Source organism: Salipiger sp. ABF4_146 (assembly GCF_056161345.1).
In genome coordinates, this window is the sequence record NZ_JBSWYX010000027.1 from 19,135 (window position 1) to 35,285 (window position 16,151).

Sequence of the window (16,151 nt, forward strand, 5' to 3'; positions counted from 1 at the left end):
TGGCCGAAGCGAATGCCATGCGTTTTCTTAGAACAATGAAAGATCAGATCTCCCAAACAGATCCTCACGAGCGCGGCTTCTTGCGAGCGCGGATCAGCGTATTGTGACTGATGATCTCGTAGCCGAGGCGCTCGACCAGATCGCGGCGCAGACGTTCGATCTCCTCGCTCTCAATCTCGATCACCTCCCCGGTGTCGACGTCGACCAGATGATCGTGCTCGGCCGCCGGGGTCAGTTCAAAGCGCGCCGGTTCGTGCTCAAAGCTGAGCTTGCGGATCAACCCCGCCTCTTCCAGCGCCGAAAGCGTGCGGTAAACGGTGGCGAAGGACACCGAGCCATCGATCACCTTGGTGCGGGCGAAAAGCTCGTCGGCGTTGGGATGATCCCCGGATTCCATCAGCACCGACAGCACGATCATGCGTTGCTGCGTCACGCGCAGCCCCGCATCCCGCAGCGCCTGTGCAAAATCCGATGACACCGAGGTCATGAGCATCTCCTGTTCAGAGCCGTTTTCTATCTCCTGCCCCATGGCGAGGCAACCACGCCGCAGCGGAGGCTCCACAAAAAGATGCGAACGGCTCGCATCTGCCTTGACTTCTGCGAATGCCTCGCATTTACATCTGATATCGAACTGCCCAGGAGAGCCCCATGCCCGCCACCCCTCGCCACATCGCCGCGCTCACCGCGCTTGGCTTGCTCGTCGCCCAGCAGGCCGCGGCGGAGGAAAAGCTGAAGGTCGTCACCACGTTCACGGTGCTGGCCGACATGGCGGCACAGGTGGCCGGCGATGCCGCCGAGGTGGTCTCGATCACCAAGCCGGGCGCCGAGATCCACGGCTACGCCCCGACGCCGCGCGACATTGTCCGGGCACAAGGCGCCGATCTGGTGTTGTGGAACGGGCTGAACCTCGAACTGTGGTTCGAGCAATTCCTTTCGAACCTCAGAGACGTGCCCTCGGTCACCTTGTCGGACGGCATCGATCCCATCCCGATCGCGGCGGGCGCTTACGAGGGCCAGCCCAATCCGCACGCATGGATGGGGCTGGAGAACGCGCAAGTCTATATCGACAACATTGCCGCCGCCTTCGCCGAACAGGACCCGGAAAACGCCGACACCTACGCGGCCAACGCCGAAGCGTACAAGGCGCGGCTGCGGGGCACGATCGAGCCGCTGCGCGATCAGATCGCGCAAATCCCGGAGGCGCAGCGCTGGCTGGTCACCTGCGAGGGCGCCTTCAGCTATCTGGCGCGCGATTTCGGCATGCAGGAACTGTACCTCTGGCCGATGAACGCCGACCAGATGGGCACGCCACAGCAGGTGCGCGCGGTGATCGACGGAGTCCGAGACAACGATATTCCAACGGTGTTCTGCGAGAGCACGGTCAGCACCCGCCCCGCCGAGCAAGTGGCGCGCGAGACCGGCGCCGCCTATGGCGGCGTGCTCTATGTCGACAGCCTGTCGGAGCCCGGCGGCCCGGTGCCGAGCTACCTTGATCTGCTGCGCGTGACCTCCGAGACCATCGCCACGGGTCTTTCGGACGGCATCGCGGCGCAATGACCCTAAAGCCCGGGGAGGCTAGGATGAAGGACAGCCCAGTCAGCACCGGGGACGGCCTCCGCGTCGCGGACGTCACCGTCACCTACCGCAACGGCCACACCGCCCTGCGCCGCGCCAGTTTCGAGATCCCACGCGGCACGATCACCGCGCTCGTGGGGGTCAACGGCGCGGGCAAATCGACGCTGTTCAAGGCGATCATGGGTTTTGTGCCGGTGGCACAGGGCGATATCACCCTGCTTGGCCAGTCGGTGAAGGCGGCGCTGAAGCGCAACCTCGTCGCCTATGTGCCGCAGTCGGAAGAGGTCGACTGGTCCTTCCCGGTGCTGGTCGAAGACGTGGTGATGATGGGCCGCTACGGACATATGGGCTTTCTGCGCCGCCCGTCAAAGACCGATTATGCCGCGGTCGAGGCAGCGCTGGCGCGGGTCAACATGAGCGACTTTCGCCACCGTCAGATCGGCGAGCTGTCGGGCGGGCAGAAGAAGCGCGTCTTCCTCGCCCGCGCGCTGGCGCAGGAGGGGCAGGTGATCTTGCTCGACGAGCCCTTCACCGGCGTTGATGTGAAGACCGAGGCGCAGATCATCGCCCTGCTGCGCGAACTGAAGGCCGAGGGCCGCGTCATGCTGGTGTCGACCCACAACCTCGGCACGGTTCCCGAATTTTGCGACCGCACGGTGCTGGTGAAGGGCACGGTGCTTGCCCACGGCCCGACGGAAACCACGTTCACCCGCGCCGCGCTGGAGGAAGCCTTTGGCGGGGTGCTGCGGCATTTCACCATCGAAGGGCCGGACCTGCACGACGACGAAGACCCGCGCCGCGTGTCGATCCTCACCGACGACGAGCGCCCGCTGGTGCGCTACGGCGGCGAAACCCGCCGCGCCGCCAAGGAGCGCGAGGAATGAGCCTGCTTGAGCCTTTCACCTACGGCTACATGACCAACGCCATGTGGGTCTCGGCGCTGGTCGGCGCGGTCTGTGCCTTTCTGTCGAGTTATCTGATGCTCAAAGGCTGGTCGCTGATCGGCGACGCGCTTTCACACTCGGTGGTGCCGGGGGTTGCCGGCGCCTACATGCTTGGCCTGCCCTTCGCCCTGGGGGCCTTCTTGTCGGGCGGGCTGGCGGCGGCGGCGATGCTGCTGCTGTCGGACCGCTCGGGGCTGAAGAGCGACGTGATTATCGGGCTGATCTTCACCTCCTTTTTCGGCCTGGGTCTGTTCATGGCCTCGGTGAACCCCATGGCGGTGTCGATCCAGACCATCACCATGGGCAACATCCTAGCCATCACGCCGGGCGACACGTTGCAGCTGGCGATCATCGGCGTGGTGTCGCTGACGGTACTTCTAGCCAAGTGGAAAGACCTGATGGTCGTATTCTTCGACGAGAGCCACGCGCGCTCGATCGGGCTGCGACCGGGGCTGCTGAAGGCGCTGTTCTTCGTGCTGCTCTCGGCCTGCGTGGTGGCGGCGATGCAGACGGTGGGCGCGTTTCTGGTGGTCGCTATGGTGGTCACGCCTGGGGCCACCGCCTACCTGCTGTGCGACCGGTTTCCGCGGCTGATCATTGCCTCGGTGGCGATCGGCACGGTGACCAGCTTCGCCGGCGCCTATCTCAGTTACTTCCTCGACGGCGCGACCGGCGGCATCATCGTGCTGCTGCAGACGCTGATCTTCCTGCTGACCTTCGTCTTCGCACCGAAACACGGGCGCCTTGCGGCGAAACGCAAGGCGCGCGCTGCGCTGGAGGACGCGGCATGATGGAGACGCTTACCCTGCCCTTCCAGTTTCCCTTCATGCAGAATGCCTTCGCGATCTGCGTGCTCGTCGCCATTCCTACTGCGCTGCTCTCGTGCTTTCTGGTGCTCAAGGGCTGGGCGCTGATGGGCGATGCGGTCAGCCATGCCATCCTCCCCGGCGTGGTGCTGGCCTATATCCTGAACCTGCCGCTGATCCTCGGCGCCTTCGCCGCCGGCATGATCACGGCGCTGGCCACCGGATTTCTTGCGGGCAACAGCCGGGTGAAGCAGGATACGGTGATGGGCGTGGTCTTCTCGGGGATGTTTGCGCTGGGGATCGTGCTTTACACGCAGATCCACACCAATGTGCACCTCGACCACATCCTCTTTGGCAACATGCTGGGCGTGGGCGCGGAGGACCTCTGGTCCGCCGGACTGATCTCTCTGTTCGTCAGCGCTGCGCTATTTTTGAAGTGGAAGGACCTGCTTCTGCACGCCTTCGACCCGGCGCAAGCGCAGGCCAGCGGCCTGCCTGTGGCCCTGCTGCACTACGGGCTGCTGACGCTGATCTCGCTGACCATCGTGGCGACACTTGCGGCCACCGGGCTGATCCTCGCCGTGGGGCTGCTGATCGCGCCGGGCGCCATCGGCTTTCTGTTGACCCGCAGCTTCGGCAAGATGATGGCGGCGGCCTGCGCGGCCTGCTTGTCGGCGATGCTGGCCGGCACCTACCTGAGCTTTCACATCGACAGTGCTCCGGCGCCGACGATCATCCTGATCCTCACTGCGATGTTCCTCGCGGCGCTGGCCCGGCGCATAATCCTCACCCGCCGGGCTTCGGCGCAGGGGTAAGACGCGCAGTTACGGTGCCGGGAAGGCGATCTGCACTTTCATCGCCCGGCTTTTGTCGGCGGCCAGTTCAAACGCCTCCTGCGCCTGCGCCACCGGCAGCACGCCGGTGAGCAGCGGCTTCACGTCGAGCCGCCCGCTGTCGATCAGCCGCGCGGCGGTCGCAAACTCGGGATCGAAGCGGAAGCTGCCCATAAGCCGTAGTTCCTTCGAGACGATCACCGTCATCGGCAGCGGCGTCTCGGGGCCAAGGCCCACGCTCACCAGTGCGCCGCGCGGGCGCAGGATCGAGCAGGCCGCGCCCACCGCAACCGGCGCGCCGGAGCACTCGAACACCACGTCGACCTGCCCTTTGCCCGCCTGCAGCGGCGTCAGCGCCCCCTCGTGCTCTGCAAGGTTCAGCACCCGGTCCGCACCCATGGTTTTTGCCGCCTCCAGCGCTGCAGCGGAGATGTCGGTGGCGATGATCTCCTCTGCCCCGGCGAGCTTTGCCGCCGCGATGGTCAGGCAGCCGATGGGGCCGCAGCCCGAGACTGCAACGCGTTTGCCGATGAGGCTGCCCGCCTGCCGCACCGCGTGCAGACAAACGGCGAGTGGCTCGGACATGGCGGTGAGCGCCAGATCGGCACCATGCGACAGCAGCACCGCCTGCCGCGCCGGCAGGGTCAGCTGCGCCCGGAAGAACCCCTGTTCATGCGGCATGCGCATCGCCGAGCCGGCAAAGCGCATATCGAGGCAGTGGTTGGCCATGCCGCGCAGGCAGTACTCGCACTCGCCGCAGGGGCGCGAGGGGTTGATCGCCACCTTGTCCCCCTCCGACAGCCCGCTGACCCCGGCACCGATATCCGTGATGATCCCCGACACCTCGTGCCCCAGCGCCATCGGCTCGCGGATGCGGATCGTGCCAAAGCCTCCGTGCAGGTAGTAGTGCAGGTCCGAGCCGCAGATGCCGCCGTGGCTGACCGCGATCCGCACTTCGCCGGGGCCGGGGGCGGGCGCCGCCGTGATCGTGTCGAGCCGCAGATCCTTGGGGGCGTGGATGACAACAGCGTCCATTAGCGCCTCCCTCCGAGGGTCTGAGCGGCAGAGGGTCGGGGCATTTCGGCGTTGGGCATGATCACGGGGGTCTCCTCACTGGCGCGGACGCGCCGTTCCTCGGAGCCAGCTAGACAGGCAGGCGGTTGAGTTTCAAGGTGAAACGCGGGCACCCGCAACTCTACGCGGTGCAATACCGCTTTCCCTGGCACCCACATACGCAAAGAGGGGCCGCCGCAAGGCCGCCCCTCCAAGTCCATGCCAAAGGTCGCGCCGCTGTCAGGCGGGCTCGGCCACGCCTTCGGGCACCGCCGCGCCGGTCATATAGGCCACCGCGTCGGACATGCTGTGCTGCTTGGGGTCGATCACGCACAACCGTTTGCCCAGACGGTGCACATGCACCCGGTCGGCCACTTCGAAGACATGCGGCATATTGTGCGAGATCAGGATGATCGGAATTCCCCGCGCCCGCACCTCTTGGATCAGGTCGAGCACCCGGCGGCTTTCTTTCACACCCAAGGCCGCCGTCGGCTCGTCGAGGATCACCACGCGCGAGCCGAAGGCCGCTGCACGCGCCACCGCCACGCCCTGCCGCTGGCCGCCCGAGAGGGTTTCCACCGGCTGGTTGATGTTCTGGATGGTCATCAGTCCCAGTTCGGCCAGCTTCTGCCGCGAAAAATCCTCCATGCGCTTGCGGTCGAGCTTGCGGAAGACCGAGCCCATCACCCCCGGCATGCGCAGTTCGCGCCCCATAAACATATTGTCGGCGATAGACAACGCGGGCGACATGGCGAGGGTCTGGTAGACCGTCTCGATCCCCTCGGCGCGGGCATCATTGGGCGAGTCGAAGGCAACCGGTCGCCCCTCGAGGAAGATTTCCCCCGCGTTGGGCTGGATCGCGCCCGAGAGCGCCTTGATCAGCGTCGACTTGCCGGCCCCATTGTCGCCGATGACGGCGAGGATTTCCCCCGGCATCAGGTCGAAATCGCAATGATCAAGGGCGGTCACCTTGCCGTAGCGCTTCACGAGGCCCCGGCCTTCGAGAATGGGTTTGGTCTGATCTGCAGAGCTCATGCCGTCACCTTCCTGATCCACTGGTCCACGGTCACCGCGCCGATGATCAGCACGCCGATGAGAAGATAGGTCCACTGCGGGTCGGCCCCGGCCATGCGCAGGCCAAGCTCGAACACGCCGACGATCAGCGCCCCGAAGAAAGCCCCGAGGATCGAGCCGCGCCCGCCGAAGAGCGAGATGCCCCCGATCACCACTGCGGTGATCGCCTGAATATTGCCGATGACGCCGGTCGTGGCCGAAGGCGAGACCGAGCCGAAACGTCCGATCATCACCCAGCCTGCAAGGCCGCAAATAAAGCCGACCAGCATGTAGACCGACATAATTGTCTTGTGGCGGTCGACACCCGCCAGCTGTGCCGCCTCGGGGTCATCGCCCACGGCATAGACGTGCCGCCCCCACGAGGTCGAACGCAGCGCATAGGCCAGCACCAGCACGAGACCGAGCATCAGCACCACGCCAAGGGTGAACACCGCGCCGCCGACGTTGAACTTGGTGCCGAGGAACTGCAGGAACGGGGCTTGGGCCTCGATGTCCTGCGCGCGGATCGTCTCGTTGGCCGAGTAGAGGTAGTTCACTGCAAGCACAATCTGCCACATGCCGAGGGTGACGATGAAGGGCGGCAGCTTCACTTTGCTGACCAGCCAGCCGTTGACCGCGCCGATGGCGGTACCGCAGGCCAGCCCGATGGGCACAGCAAGCCCGGCGGGCACGCCATAGCGGAAGGTCACCTGCCCCATGATCACCGAGCAGAGCACCGCCACCGCGCCGACGGACAGGTCGATGCCGGCGGTCAGGATGATCAGCGCCTGCGCCGCAGCCAGAACGCCGACGATCTGCACCTGCTGCAAGATCAGCGTCAGCGCGAAGGGCGAGAAGAATTTCGAGCCCAGCACCAGCCCGAACACCACGCCGGCGCCGATCAGCACGATCAGCGGCACGATGGCCGGGGTGGTGTGCAGCAGTTCGTGAAACCGCCCCCACAAGCCCTTGCCGGTATCCTCGAACTCCGCGAACTTCTCGTCGCTGCGGGTTCGGACAACGTCTTCGTATCTGTCCGAGCTGGCCATCTGGAGCCCCTCCTCTCGCGTTTGCGCGGCGGCCCCTCACCGGCAGCCGCGCGAATGAATTGCGAATGATCGGACCCGGCCCGCCCCGGTCAGGGACGGGCCGCGCCTGCCGGGTTCAGCCCCAGCAGAGGTCCGTGCCTTCCTCGACCGAGATCGAGTCGACGCCCTCGACGGGCTGATCGGTCACCAGCGCCACGCCGGTGTCGAAGAAGTTCTTGCCTTCGGTGGCCTCGGGCTTGGTGCCGTCCTTGGCGTAGGCGGCGATCGCTTCCATGCCCTTCGAGGCCATGAGCAGCGGGTATTGCTGCGAGGTGGCACCGATCACACCGTCGGCGACGTTCTGCACACCGGGGCAGCCGCCATCGACCGAAACGATCAGCACGTCGCCTTCGCGGCCGATCGACTTCAGCGCCTCATAGGCGCCGGCGGCGGCGGGTTCGTTGATCGTGTAGACCACGTTGATCATCGGGTCGGTGGCGAGAAGGTTCTCCATCGCCTTGCGGCCACCCTCCTCGTTGCCCTGCGTCACGTCGTGGCCGACGATGCGCGGGTCGTCCTCGTCGCCCCATTTGTTCTCGTCGCCGGTGTCGATGCCGAAGCCCGACATGAAGCCCTGATCGCGCAGCACGCCCACCGTGGGCTGGCTGACGTCGAGATCGAGGAAGGCGATCTTCGCATCCGCAGCCGCGTCACCGAGCTTTGCCGCCGCCCATTGGCCGATCAGCTCGCCAGCAAGGTAGTTGTCGGTGGCGAAGGTCATGTCGGCGGCGTCGATCGGATCGAGCGGCGTGTCGAGCGCGATCACCAGAATGCCCGCGTCGCGCGCCTGCTGGATTGAAGGCACAATGGCCGAGGTGCTGGACGCGGTGATCAGGATCCCGTCGACGCCATTGGCGATACAGGTCTCGACAGCGGCCACCTGTGTCTCGTTATCGCCATCCACTTTGCCGGCATAGGAGTTGAGCGTCATGCCCAGCTCCTCGGCCTTAGCAGACGCACCTTCGCGCATCTTCACGAAGAACGGGTTGGTGTCGGTCTTGGTGATCAGGCAGGCGCTGGCACCTTCCTGCGCATAGGCACCGGCGGTGGATGCGAGCAGCGCAAATGCGCTGACGGAAAGCAGCTTGTTCATTGGGTCTTCTCCTCCCTCTTGGTCGTCGCGCGGCGCTTGGCCGTTGCGAAACATCTCCGTCCTCCAACGGATTGCCCCGTTGATAGCGGCGATTCTGACTTCGCGTCAATAAATAATTAAAATTGATTTATTAACCCGAGCGGTTAGTCTGAGCCCGATCACGAGGAGGCACGGACCATGGACATTTGCGAGATCCGCAAGCTCAGCGACGGCGCCAACCAGATCGGTGTGCGCGCTCATAACGAGCGGCTGATCCTGTCGCTGATCCAGCGCTACGGCGCCCTGCCCGGCAGCGACATCGCCAAGCACACGGGCCTGTCGGCGCAGACCGTGTCGAACATCCTGCGCAAGCTCGAAGCCGAGGAGTTCCTGCTGCGCGGCGAGCCGAAACGCGGCCGTGTCGGCAAGCCCTCGGTGCCGATGACGCTGAACCCTGACGCGGCGCTGTCCTTCGGGCTGAAAATCGGCCGTCGGTCTGCAGACCTCGTGGTGATGAACCTGCTGGGCGATGTGCTGGGCCAGTCGCAGACCACCTACCGCTACCCGATGCCGGCCGAGATCTTTGACTACCTCGGCGCCGGGATGGAGGCGCTCTCGCAGGGCCTGAGCGCCTATCAGCGCGAGCGCCTGTGCGGCATCGGCATCGCCGCCCCCTCCGAGATATGGAGCTGGACCGAGGTTCTGGGCGCGCCGGTCGATTTCAGCGTCTGGGCCGAGATCGACGTACAGCAAGAAATTGCCAAGACCTCGGACCTGCCGCTCTTCACTGAAAATGACGGCACCGCCGCCTGCCGCGCCGAGCACGTCTTTGGCCGGGGTCGCGAGTTCGGCGACTACGCGTATTTCTTTATCGGCTCCTTCATCGGCGGCGGCGTGGTGCTCAATTCCAGCGTCACCGTCGGCGCGCACAACAATGCCGGCGCCTTCGGCTCGCTGCGCGTTCCGGCGCCGGACGGCGGCGAGGTGCCGCTTCTGGATGCCGCCTCGCTCTACCTGCTGGAGGCCGCGATCGTCGCCGACGGACTCGACGCCTCGGCGCTCTGGACGCAGCCGCAGGACTGGCGCGCCTTCGAGGCGCAGATCGGCCCATGGGTGGCGCGCACCGGCGACGCGCTGGCCCACGCGATCCGCTCGATTGGTTCGGTGATGGATTTCGAGGTGGCGCTGATCGACGGCGCAATGCCGGACGACGTGCGCGCGCGGGTGGTGGCGCATACGCAAGAGGCGCTCGACCGGCTCGACACCCGCGGCATGCTGCCGCCGCGCCCCGAGGCGGCGCAGGTCGGCGCCAATGCCCGTGCCCTCGGCGCCGCCTGCGCACCGATCTACGCGCAGTATTTCTTCCAGTAGAGCGAAACAGGCGCCGGTGAGTCTCGACAGACGCATGGGCATGTTATATCATAACCAAATCAACCTGTACTGACGCTGCAAATGGCTCGTGCCCAGGTGGTATTTTGCACAGGAATTGCGCCCGGCTCCAATCTTTGGGGGCGGCGGCGTGAGCTGTCATCGTCTTGTCATCCAGACATCACATGCTCGTGACGAAGTTGCGGTCTCAGGCACCTGACACCTTCAACCGTGCAATGGGCCCTGCCCCCGAACTTCGGAGCGTCACAGCCGTGAAATCGATCTTCACCACCACTTCTCTCGCCATGATCCTCGCCGCCGGCGCGGCCAGCGCCCAAGACCTGCCGCAGGCCGACAGCGCGTGGTTCACCGCCGGTCAGGACGCCATTCAGGCGATCATCGACCGCGAGATGAACACCGGCCGCGCCAAGAACGTCATTCTGCTCGTCGCTGACGGCAACGGCGTCGGCACCAACTACGCCACCCGCCTCTTCGCCGGTCAGCAGCAAGGCCAGCTGGGCGAAGAGCACGTGCTGCCCTACGAGACGCCCGATTTTCACAGCGCGCTGGTGAAGACCTACAACATCAACGCCCAGACCCCCGACTCCGCCCCGACCGCGGGCGCGATGAACACCGGCGTGAAGCAGCGCTTCAACCTGATCAACCTCGGCGGCGATGCGATCCACGATGATTGCTCGACCGTAGAAGGCAACGAGCTGACCACCTTCGGCGAGATCGTCACCGGCATGGACAAATCGGTGGGCGTCGTGTCGACCGCACGCCTCACCCACGCCACCCCCGCGGGCGTCTACGCCAAGACCGCCAACCGCAACTGGGAAGACGCCGTGCCCGAGGGCTGCACCGCCCAGAAAGACATCGCCAGCCAGCTGATCGACCAGATGGAGGCCGGTGTCGTCGATCTCGCCATGGGCGGCGGGCGCCGCCATTTCGTCCCCGAGGGCGCCGAGACCGACGAGGGTGGCTCGGGTCGCCGCGCCGACGGCGCCAACCTGATCGAGACGGCCACCGGCATGGGCGCGCAATACGCGTGGAACACCGAAACCTTCGACGCTCTGAGCCTCGACGGCGAAACCCCGGTGCTGGCCCTCTTCAACGACAGCCACATGGAATACGAAGCCGACCGCGCCGACGATGACGAGCCGTCGCTGGCCGATATGACCAAGGCGGCGATCGAATACCTGTCGAACAATGAAAACGGCTATTACCTCGAGATCGAAGCAGGCCGCGTCGACCACGCCAACCACGCCGGCAACGCCAAGCGCACGATGATCGACGGCATGGCCTTCGCCGACGCCGTCGCCATGGCCGACGAGCTGACCGATGACGCCGACACGCTGATCATCGTCACCGCCGACCACGAGCACTCGATCGCCTTCAACGGCTACTGCGGTCGCGGCACCCCGATCGACGGCCTGTGCTACGATGTGGCCCAAAAGGGCGACAAGCACTCCGGCGAGCTGGTGCTTGCCGACGATGGCAAGCCCTACACCGTGATCGGCTTCCTGAACGGCTCGGGCTCGGTCCTCAAGGCGGGCGAAGGCGAGAACGATTACTCCGGCTCGCGCCCCGACGTGACGCAGGAAGACGCAACCGATCTGGACTATGTCCAGCAGGCACTGATCCCCAAGTCGTCGGAAAGCCACTCGGGCGAAGACGTCGCCGTCTATGCCAAGGGCCCTTGGGCGCATCTGTTCGACGGCACCATCGAGCAGAACGTGATCTTCCACGTGATGCACCACGCCGTCACCGCCGAGTGATCACGATCTGATAGGATGCGCGGGGGCGGCACCAACCGCCCCCGCTGCCGTTCCGACCAATAGGTACCGCTTATGCTGACCCGCCGCAGGCTGATCGCCTCCGCCATCGCCACGCCCTTCATTGCCTCCACCGCCGCGGCCGAAGACCCCCTGAAAGTGCGCGAGCTTTATCAGGCCAAGGGTCGCGGCCTGTCGGACCTCGCCAAGACCAGCACCGGGAAGCGGCTGACCGTCGAGGGCTTCATGGCGCCGCCCCTGAAAGCCCAGAGCCGGTTTTTCGTGCTCACGAAGATGCCCATGGCGGTCTGCCCGTTCTGCGAAACCGAGGCCGAATGGCCCAACGACATCGTCGCCGTCTACACCAAGCGCATCGTCGACGTGATCCCGTTCAACGTGAAGATCGTCACCAGCGGCGTTCTGGAACTGGGGGCGTACACCGACCCCGACACCGGCTTTGTCAGCATGATGCGCCTCACCGACGCGACCTACGGCTGAGCTGATGTCCCTGCCTCTCGAGATCTCCGGCCTGTCGGTGCGCAGCCCGCGCGGCCGGCTGCTGCTGGATGTGCCCAGCCTCCACGTGCCCGCCGGCGCGCTGATCGGCATCCGCGGCGCCTCTGGCGCTGGCAAATCCACCTTGCTCTACGCCCTTGCCGGACTGCTGGAGCGGGCAGACGGCGCCATCTGCTGGGGCGAGACCGAGCTGCTGGCGCAGAGCCCCGAACGCCGCGCCCGTTTTCGCGCATCCAACATCGGCATGATTTTCCAAGACTTCCTTCTCTTCGAAGAGCTTGGCGCATTGGACAACGCGGCGCTCACCGCGCTCTTCCATCCCCGCGCCGAACGCAGCGCCCTGCGCCAACGTGCCGCCCAGCGCCTCGCCGCGCTTGGCCTCGCCGACACCGACCGGCGCGTCACCAGCTTCTCCGGCGGCGAACGTCAGCGGGTGGCCATCGCACGGGCCATGGCCGCCGAGGCGCCGGTGCTGTTGGCCGACGAGCCGACGGCAAGCCTTGACCGCCCCAACGCCGACCGGCTGATCGACGATCTGGTGCCACTTGTGCGCAGGCAGGGCACGACGCTGATCGCCGTCAGCCACGATGCCGCCCTGCTGGCACGCATGGACCGGGTTCTGACCATCGCGGACGGGCGGCTTGTGCAGGACGAGGTGGCGGCATGAGGCTGCTCTGGGACTCTCTGCCGGCGCTGGCGCAAGACATTATGCTTCTGATCCTGCTGCTGCTGCCCGCACTGATCACCGGCGCGTTGGTCCTGCGCGGCTACGCGCCTTGGCCGCTGCTGCGTGGCTTTCTTGGGCGGTTTCGCACCAGCGCCGCGCTCTTTGTTCTGCTCATCGCCATCTCGGTTGGCATGGGCGTCGGACTTCTGGCGCAGGAACGCGGGCTGCGCCATGGCACCGCGCAGGCTGCCGACAAGTTCGACCTCATCGTCGCTGCGCCGGGCAGCGAACTCACTGCGCTTTTCGCATCGGTGTTCCTGCAGCCGTCCGACATGGCGCTCATCTCGGGGCCTGCCTACGCAGAGATCGAGAACCACGAACACGTGTCCATTGCCGCGCCGCTGGCCTTTGGCGACAGCTACGGAACTGCGCCAGTGGTGGGCACCACGGCGCAGTTCCTGCGTCATCTTTCGGAGGATCGGATCGAAGGCAGGCTCTGGGAGGACCACACCGAAGCGGTGGTCGGTGCGCTTGTCCCGCTGGAGATCGGCGCGCGGTTCACCCCAGCACATGGAGTCGGCGATGCCGCCGATGCAGACGCGCACGGCGGCGATCACGACCACGACGGCGGCATCAGCGTGACCGGGCGCATGGCCGCCACCGGCACGCCTTGGGACCGGGCAATCCTTATACCCGTCGAATTCGTCTGGGAAGTCCATGGCCTTGCCAACGGCCATGCGCCGGAGCGAGAGGCGCAAATCGGCCCGCCCTTCGATCCCGAGTATTTTCCCGGCACCCCTGCGGTGGTGATCCGCTCGAACGAGCTTTGGGCGAACTATGCCCTGCGCTCGGAGTTCACCCGCGACGGCGAGACGATGGCCTTCTTCCCCGGAGCCGTATTGGCCGGGCTTTACCGGGTGATGGGCGATGTCCGGCAGGCGATGTCGCTGATGGCGCTGGTCACGCAGGTGCTGGTTGCCGCGTCGGTTCTGCTGGGCCTGTTCATACTCACGCGCCTGTTCCGTCGCCAGATCGCGCTGCTCCGCGCACTCGGGGCGCCGCGCCGCTTTGTCTTTGCCACGGTCTGGGCGTTCAGCGCGGCGCTGCTGCTGAGTGGTGCGGTGCTGGGCCTGGGCGTCGGCTGGGGCGCGGCACAGCTGCTCTCGAAGCTGGTCACGGCGCGCACCGACATCGCCATTTCCGCGCCGCTGGGATGGGGCGAGCTGCATTTCCTCGCCGGCTTCGTGTCGGTGACCATGCTACTATCGCTGCTGCCCGCCGCCGTGGTGCTGCGCCAGCCGGTGGTCGACGGACTTCGCAGCTGAACGGGCCGCCTTTCGGGGCGGCCCGAGATATATAGCGGCGACGAATTGAGGGAAGCGCGCTGGCAGGGAGCAGAATTGTACCGGCGCGCTCCCGGCGAGGGCCGCATTGGCCCTCGCAGCCCGCGGGCTACTCCACTTTCGCGATGTCGCAGACCAGAGCGGTCGCCGGAGCATCGCTGCGGTTGTAAACCCAATGCACAGTATCCTCCTTCTCAGGAAAGGTGCCGAGGCTGGCGGACTCAAAGGTCCGTTCCCCCGAGGGCCGGCCTTCGACCCACGCGCCATCGATGACCGTGACGATCCCCGGACGCTCGGCATGGCCGTGTTCGGCGATCTGTCCCCCCGGCGCGATCTCGATCGCCCGCATCCGCAGCGTGTACCCCTCCAGACCGATGGTCGCTGCCATGGTCTCGGCTGGCAATTCCTCGAGCAGATCCACGGCAAGGCCCGCGTGTTCGGACGGCCCGGACATCTGCGCGAGCGCGATAGGCGCGGAGACGGCGGCGGCGCCAACGATGGCGCACAGCGCACCGGTGGGTATGACCTGAAGATGACGCGGCATGGTGAACTCCCTTATTCAAAAGATTTTTTGGTATGACCCGACGCTAGCAGCCCCAAGCGCCCCCGCCGAATGCGTCTTTTTCAATGAAGGTTGAAAGGGATTCAGGCGCGCCCCAGACATCCGGCACAAACCGGAATTTTGTCCCGCCGGGCGGGCATGTTAGTCTGACCCGACATCCGCGACGACGCAGACCGGAGGGCGCCGCCACATGGCACGGAAACTTCCCCCCTTTGCAGCGGTACGAGCGTTCGAGGCGGTCGCGCGACATCTGAGCGTCACCGCCGCAGCCGAGGAACTCTGCCTCAGCCCCTCGGCGGTGAGCCATCAGATCCGCGCGCTGGAAGGCTATTTCGACACCGCGCTCTTCGAGCGCAGCGGCAACAGGCTTGCGCTGACTCTGACCGGCCGCGCCTATGCAGGCAAGATGACCCGGCTGTTGGACGCGTTCGACGAGTCGACACGCGCAGTGCGGGAGGCGGGGCATCGCCCCTTCCGTGTGCTCTCGACCCCGGGGTTCGCCGCGCGCTGGCTCGTCCCCCGGCTCGACCGTCTGAGCTTTGGCGACCGTGTGCGGCTGCGGGTGTCCGACGGCGCCCCCTCCCTCGACTTTGCCTCGAACGACGCCGATCTTGTGATCCAATGGGCGGATGATCCGGTGTCGGGCGTGGTGACGCTACCGCTGATGCAATCGGGGCGCTACCCGGTGATCAGCCCGGAACTGCGCGACCGTGAAGGCGTGAGCGAACCCGCCGACCTTGCCCGGCTGACGCTGATGCATGACGAAACGATGGATGCATGGGGCAGTTGGTTCGAGGCCGCCGGACTTTCGCCGCCGGTGTTTCCCCGTGGCCCCACCTTCCCCAATTGCGAGCTCGCCACCACCGCCGCCGAACGTGGCCAAGGGGTTGCGCTGGCCTATGATGCGGTGGTGCAGGGCACTTTGCGCGAAGGCCGGTTGGTGCGCCTCTTCGACACCGTGGTGATGCCCTTCGTGATCTACTCGGTGGCCTTCCCCGAGGCCCGTGGCGACGATCCGATGATCCGCGAATTTTCCGACTGGATCCACGCCGAGGTTGATCGCGAGGGGTTTGCGCCGCAGGCGCACAGCCCAGAACGCGCAGGATACTGAAGGCCGCCCCGCCGCGCGCACCGCCCGGGCCGCGACATCTGGCCGCTGATTTCACAGCCCTTGACCGTTTGTGATTGTTGCGCGGCGGGGGGCAAGTCGCTATTCGGTGGCTGCTTCGGTTCCGGGCGGCCTGCCGCTCGGTGAATAGGGAATGCGGTGCGGGCCACGGCCCAACTCCGCGACTGCCCCCGCAACTGTAGGCGGAGAGCGAGGCCGGACCATGTCACTGCTCCTTTCGGGGGCGGGAAGACCCGGCGAAGCTGTGACCCGCAAGTCAGGAGACCTGCCGAAGCCGATCACCCAGTCCCGGTGCGGGGAGCGCCGCGGGCAACGGACCTTCCGTAGAGGTGGCATCACGCTAACCGTCTGCGGAGGGACGAGTCCC

Annotated in this window: 16 protein-coding genes and 1 riboswitch; of the genes, 10 read left to right on the plus strand and 6 right to left on the minus strand. The window is 66.0% G+C overall.

The window, feature by feature from the left end; translation table 11 throughout:
* Positions 1–64 precede the first annotated feature (64 nt).
* The gene (locus tag ACXAJT_RS24345; RefSeq protein WP_475240374.1) at positions 65–487 is read right to left on the minus strand and encodes a Fur family transcriptional regulator; all 423 of its coding nucleotides are present in this window, start codon (positions 485–487) and stop codon (positions 65–67) included.
* A 161-nt stretch (positions 488–648) separates the two neighbouring features.
* Here ACXAJT_RS24345 and ACXAJT_RS24350 point away from each other — a divergent pair, with 161 nt between their 5' ends.
* The 4 genes from ACXAJT_RS24350 to ACXAJT_RS24365 are packed head-to-tail and all read left to right on the plus strand — an operon-like array spanning position 649 to position 4,140.
* Positions 649–1,557 (plus strand): metal ABC transporter substrate-binding protein, encoded by a 909-nt coding sequence (locus ACXAJT_RS24350; protein WP_475240381.1) that lies wholly within the window; start codon positions 649–651, stop codon positions 1,555–1,557.
* A gap of 23 nt (positions 1,558–1,580) precedes the next feature.
* Entirely contained in the window at positions 1,581–2,459 is an 879-nt protein-coding gene (locus ACXAJT_RS24355; RefSeq protein ID WP_475240388.1) for a manganese/iron ABC transporter ATP-binding protein, read from the plus strand.
* Positions 2,456–3,310, plus strand: a complete 855-nt coding sequence (locus ACXAJT_RS24360; protein ID WP_475240393.1) for a metal ABC transporter permease — start codon at positions 2,456–2,458, stop codon at positions 3,308–3,310. Before ACXAJT_RS24355 ends, ACXAJT_RS24360 begins: the two co-directional genes overlap by 4 nt.
* Entirely contained in the window at positions 3,307–4,140 is an 834-nt protein-coding gene (locus tag ACXAJT_RS24365) for a metal ABC transporter permease (protein ID WP_475240395.1), read from the plus strand. The genes ACXAJT_RS24360 and ACXAJT_RS24365 overlap by 4 nt, the downstream gene beginning before the upstream one ends.
* A 9-nt stretch (positions 4,141–4,149) precedes the next feature.
* On the opposite strand, the gene ACXAJT_RS24370 is transcribed toward ACXAJT_RS24365, so the two are convergent.
* The 4 genes from ACXAJT_RS24370 to ACXAJT_RS24385 all read right to left on the minus strand — a co-directional run bounded on the left by ACXAJT_RS24370 (position 4,150) and on the right by ACXAJT_RS24385 (position 8,445).
* On the minus strand, positions 4,150–5,193 hold the full coding sequence (locus tag ACXAJT_RS24370; protein ID WP_475240398.1) for an L-idonate 5-dehydrogenase: 1,044 nt from the start codon (positions 5,191–5,193) through the stop codon (positions 4,150–4,152).
* A 258-nt stretch (positions 5,194–5,451) separates the two neighbouring features.
* On the minus strand, positions 5,452–6,246 hold the full coding sequence (locus ACXAJT_RS24375) for an ATP-binding cassette domain-containing protein (RefSeq protein WP_475240402.1): 795 nt from the start codon (positions 6,244–6,246) through the stop codon (positions 5,452–5,454).
* Positions 6,243–7,313, minus strand: a complete 1,071-nt coding sequence (locus ACXAJT_RS24380) for an ABC transporter permease (RefSeq protein ID WP_475240407.1) — start codon at positions 7,311–7,313, stop codon at positions 6,243–6,245. The genes ACXAJT_RS24375 and ACXAJT_RS24380 overlap by 4 nt, the downstream gene beginning before the upstream one ends.
* 115 nt (positions 7,314–7,428) lie before the next feature.
* Positions 7,429–8,445, minus strand: coding sequence for a substrate-binding domain-containing protein (locus tag ACXAJT_RS24385; RefSeq protein ID WP_475240410.1), 1,017 nt, complete (start codon positions 8,443–8,445; stop codon positions 7,429–7,431).
* Between the two features lie 177 nt (positions 8,446–8,622).
* Here ACXAJT_RS24385 and ACXAJT_RS24390 point away from each other — a divergent pair, with 177 nt between their 5' ends.
* The 5 genes from ACXAJT_RS24390 to ACXAJT_RS24410 all read left to right on the plus strand — a co-directional run bounded on the left by ACXAJT_RS24390 (position 8,623) and on the right by ACXAJT_RS24410 (position 14,075).
* Positions 8,623–9,795, plus strand: coding sequence for an ROK family transcriptional regulator (locus tag ACXAJT_RS24390; RefSeq protein WP_475240413.1), 1,173 nt, complete (start codon positions 8,623–8,625; stop codon positions 9,793–9,795).
* A 302-nt stretch (positions 9,796–10,097) separates the two neighbouring features.
* Positions 10,098–11,570, plus strand: coding sequence for an alkaline phosphatase (locus ACXAJT_RS24395; protein ID WP_475240543.1), 1,473 nt, complete (start codon positions 10,098–10,100; stop codon positions 11,568–11,570).
* Between the two features lie 72 nt (positions 11,571–11,642).
* On the plus strand, positions 11,643–12,065 hold the full coding sequence (locus tag ACXAJT_RS24400; protein ID WP_475240416.1) for a hypothetical protein: 423 nt from the start codon (positions 11,643–11,645) through the stop codon (positions 12,063–12,065).
* Positions 12,066–12,069: 4 nt separating this feature from the next.
* On the plus strand, positions 12,070–12,750 hold the full coding sequence (locus ACXAJT_RS24405; RefSeq protein WP_475240419.1) for an ABC transporter ATP-binding protein: 681 nt from the start codon (positions 12,070–12,072) through the stop codon (positions 12,748–12,750).
* Positions 12,747–14,075 (plus strand): ABC transporter permease, encoded by a 1,329-nt coding sequence (locus tag ACXAJT_RS24410; RefSeq protein WP_475240423.1) that lies wholly within the window; start codon positions 12,747–12,749, stop codon positions 14,073–14,075. The genes ACXAJT_RS24405 and ACXAJT_RS24410 overlap by 4 nt, the downstream gene beginning before the upstream one ends.
* 127 nt (positions 14,076–14,202) lie before the next feature.
* On the opposite strand, the gene ACXAJT_RS24415 is transcribed toward ACXAJT_RS24410, so the two are convergent.
* A complete protein-coding gene (locus tag ACXAJT_RS24415) occupies positions 14,203–14,637 on the minus strand; it encodes a cupin domain-containing protein (protein ID WP_475240428.1) in 435 nt (144 codons plus the stop codon).
* Between the two features lie 208 nt (positions 14,638–14,845).
* Between ACXAJT_RS24415 and ACXAJT_RS24420 the strand changes: the two genes are divergently transcribed.
* Positions 14,846–15,766 carry a LysR substrate-binding domain-containing protein gene (locus tag ACXAJT_RS24420; protein WP_475240432.1) on the plus strand — a complete coding sequence of 307 codons (921 nt, stop codon included), beginning with the start codon at positions 14,846–14,848 and terminating at the stop codon, positions 15,764–15,766.
* Between the two features lie 99 nt (positions 15,767–15,865).
* A riboswitch (cobalamin riboswitch) is annotated at positions 15,866–16,071 on the plus strand.
* The last annotated feature ends 80 nt before the right edge of the window (positions 16,072–16,151 follow it).

Excerpts from the sequence above, each read along its gene's own strand:
- ACXAJT_RS24420 (WP_475240432.1), top strand. The coding sequence starts at position 14,846 with ATGGCACGGAAACTTCCCCCCTTTGCAGCGGTACGAGCGTTCGAGGCG.
- ACXAJT_RS24350 (WP_475240381.1), top strand. The coding sequence starts at position 649 with ATGCCCGCCACCCCTCGCCACATCGCCGCGCTCACCGCGCTTGGCTTG.
- ACXAJT_RS24415 (WP_475240428.1), bottom strand. The coding sequence starts at position 14,637 with ATGCCGCGTCATCTTCAGGTCATACCCACCGGTGCGCTGTGCGCCATC.
- ACXAJT_RS24370 (WP_475240398.1), bottom strand. The coding sequence starts at position 5,193 with ATGGACGCTGTTGTCATCCACGCCCCCAAGGATCTGCGGCTCGACACG.
- ACXAJT_RS24395 (WP_475240543.1), top strand. The coding sequence starts at position 10,098 with ATGATCCTCGCCGCCGGCGCGGCCAGCGCCCAAGACCTGCCGCAGGCC.
- ACXAJT_RS24385 (WP_475240410.1), bottom strand. The coding sequence starts at position 8,445 with ATGAACAAGCTGCTTTCCGTCAGCGCATTTGCGCTGCTCGCATCCACC.
- ACXAJT_RS24400 (WP_475240416.1), top strand. The coding sequence starts at position 11,643 with ATGCTGACCCGCCGCAGGCTGATCGCCTCCGCCATCGCCACGCCCTTC.
- ACXAJT_RS24355 (WP_475240388.1), top strand. The coding sequence starts at position 1,581 with ATGAAGGACAGCCCAGTCAGCACCGGGGACGGCCTCCGCGTCGCGGAC.
- ACXAJT_RS24410 (WP_475240423.1), top strand. The coding sequence starts at position 12,747 with ATGAGGCTGCTCTGGGACTCTCTGCCGGCGCTGGCGCAAGACATTATG.
- ACXAJT_RS24405 (WP_475240419.1), top strand. The coding sequence starts at position 12,070 with ATGTCCCTGCCTCTCGAGATCTCCGGCCTGTCGGTGCGCAGCCCGCGC.
- ACXAJT_RS24375 (WP_475240402.1), bottom strand. The coding sequence starts at position 6,246 with ATGAGCTCTGCAGATCAGACCAAACCCATTCTCGAAGGCCGGGGCCTC.
- ACXAJT_RS24345 (WP_475240374.1), bottom strand. The coding sequence starts at position 487 with ATGACCTCGGTGTCATCGGATTTTGCACAGGCGCTGCGGGATGCGGGG.
- ACXAJT_RS24360 (WP_475240393.1), top strand. The coding sequence starts at position 2,456 with ATGAGCCTGCTTGAGCCTTTCACCTACGGCTACATGACCAACGCCATG.
- ACXAJT_RS24390 (WP_475240413.1), top strand. The coding sequence starts at position 8,623 with ATGGACATTTGCGAGATCCGCAAGCTCAGCGACGGCGCCAACCAGATC.
- ACXAJT_RS24365 (WP_475240395.1), top strand. The coding sequence starts at position 3,307 with ATGATGGAGACGCTTACCCTGCCCTTCCAGTTTCCCTTCATGCAGAAT.
- ACXAJT_RS24380 (WP_475240407.1), bottom strand. The coding sequence starts at position 7,313 with ATGGCCAGCTCGGACAGATACGAAGACGTTGTCCGAACCCGCAGCGAC.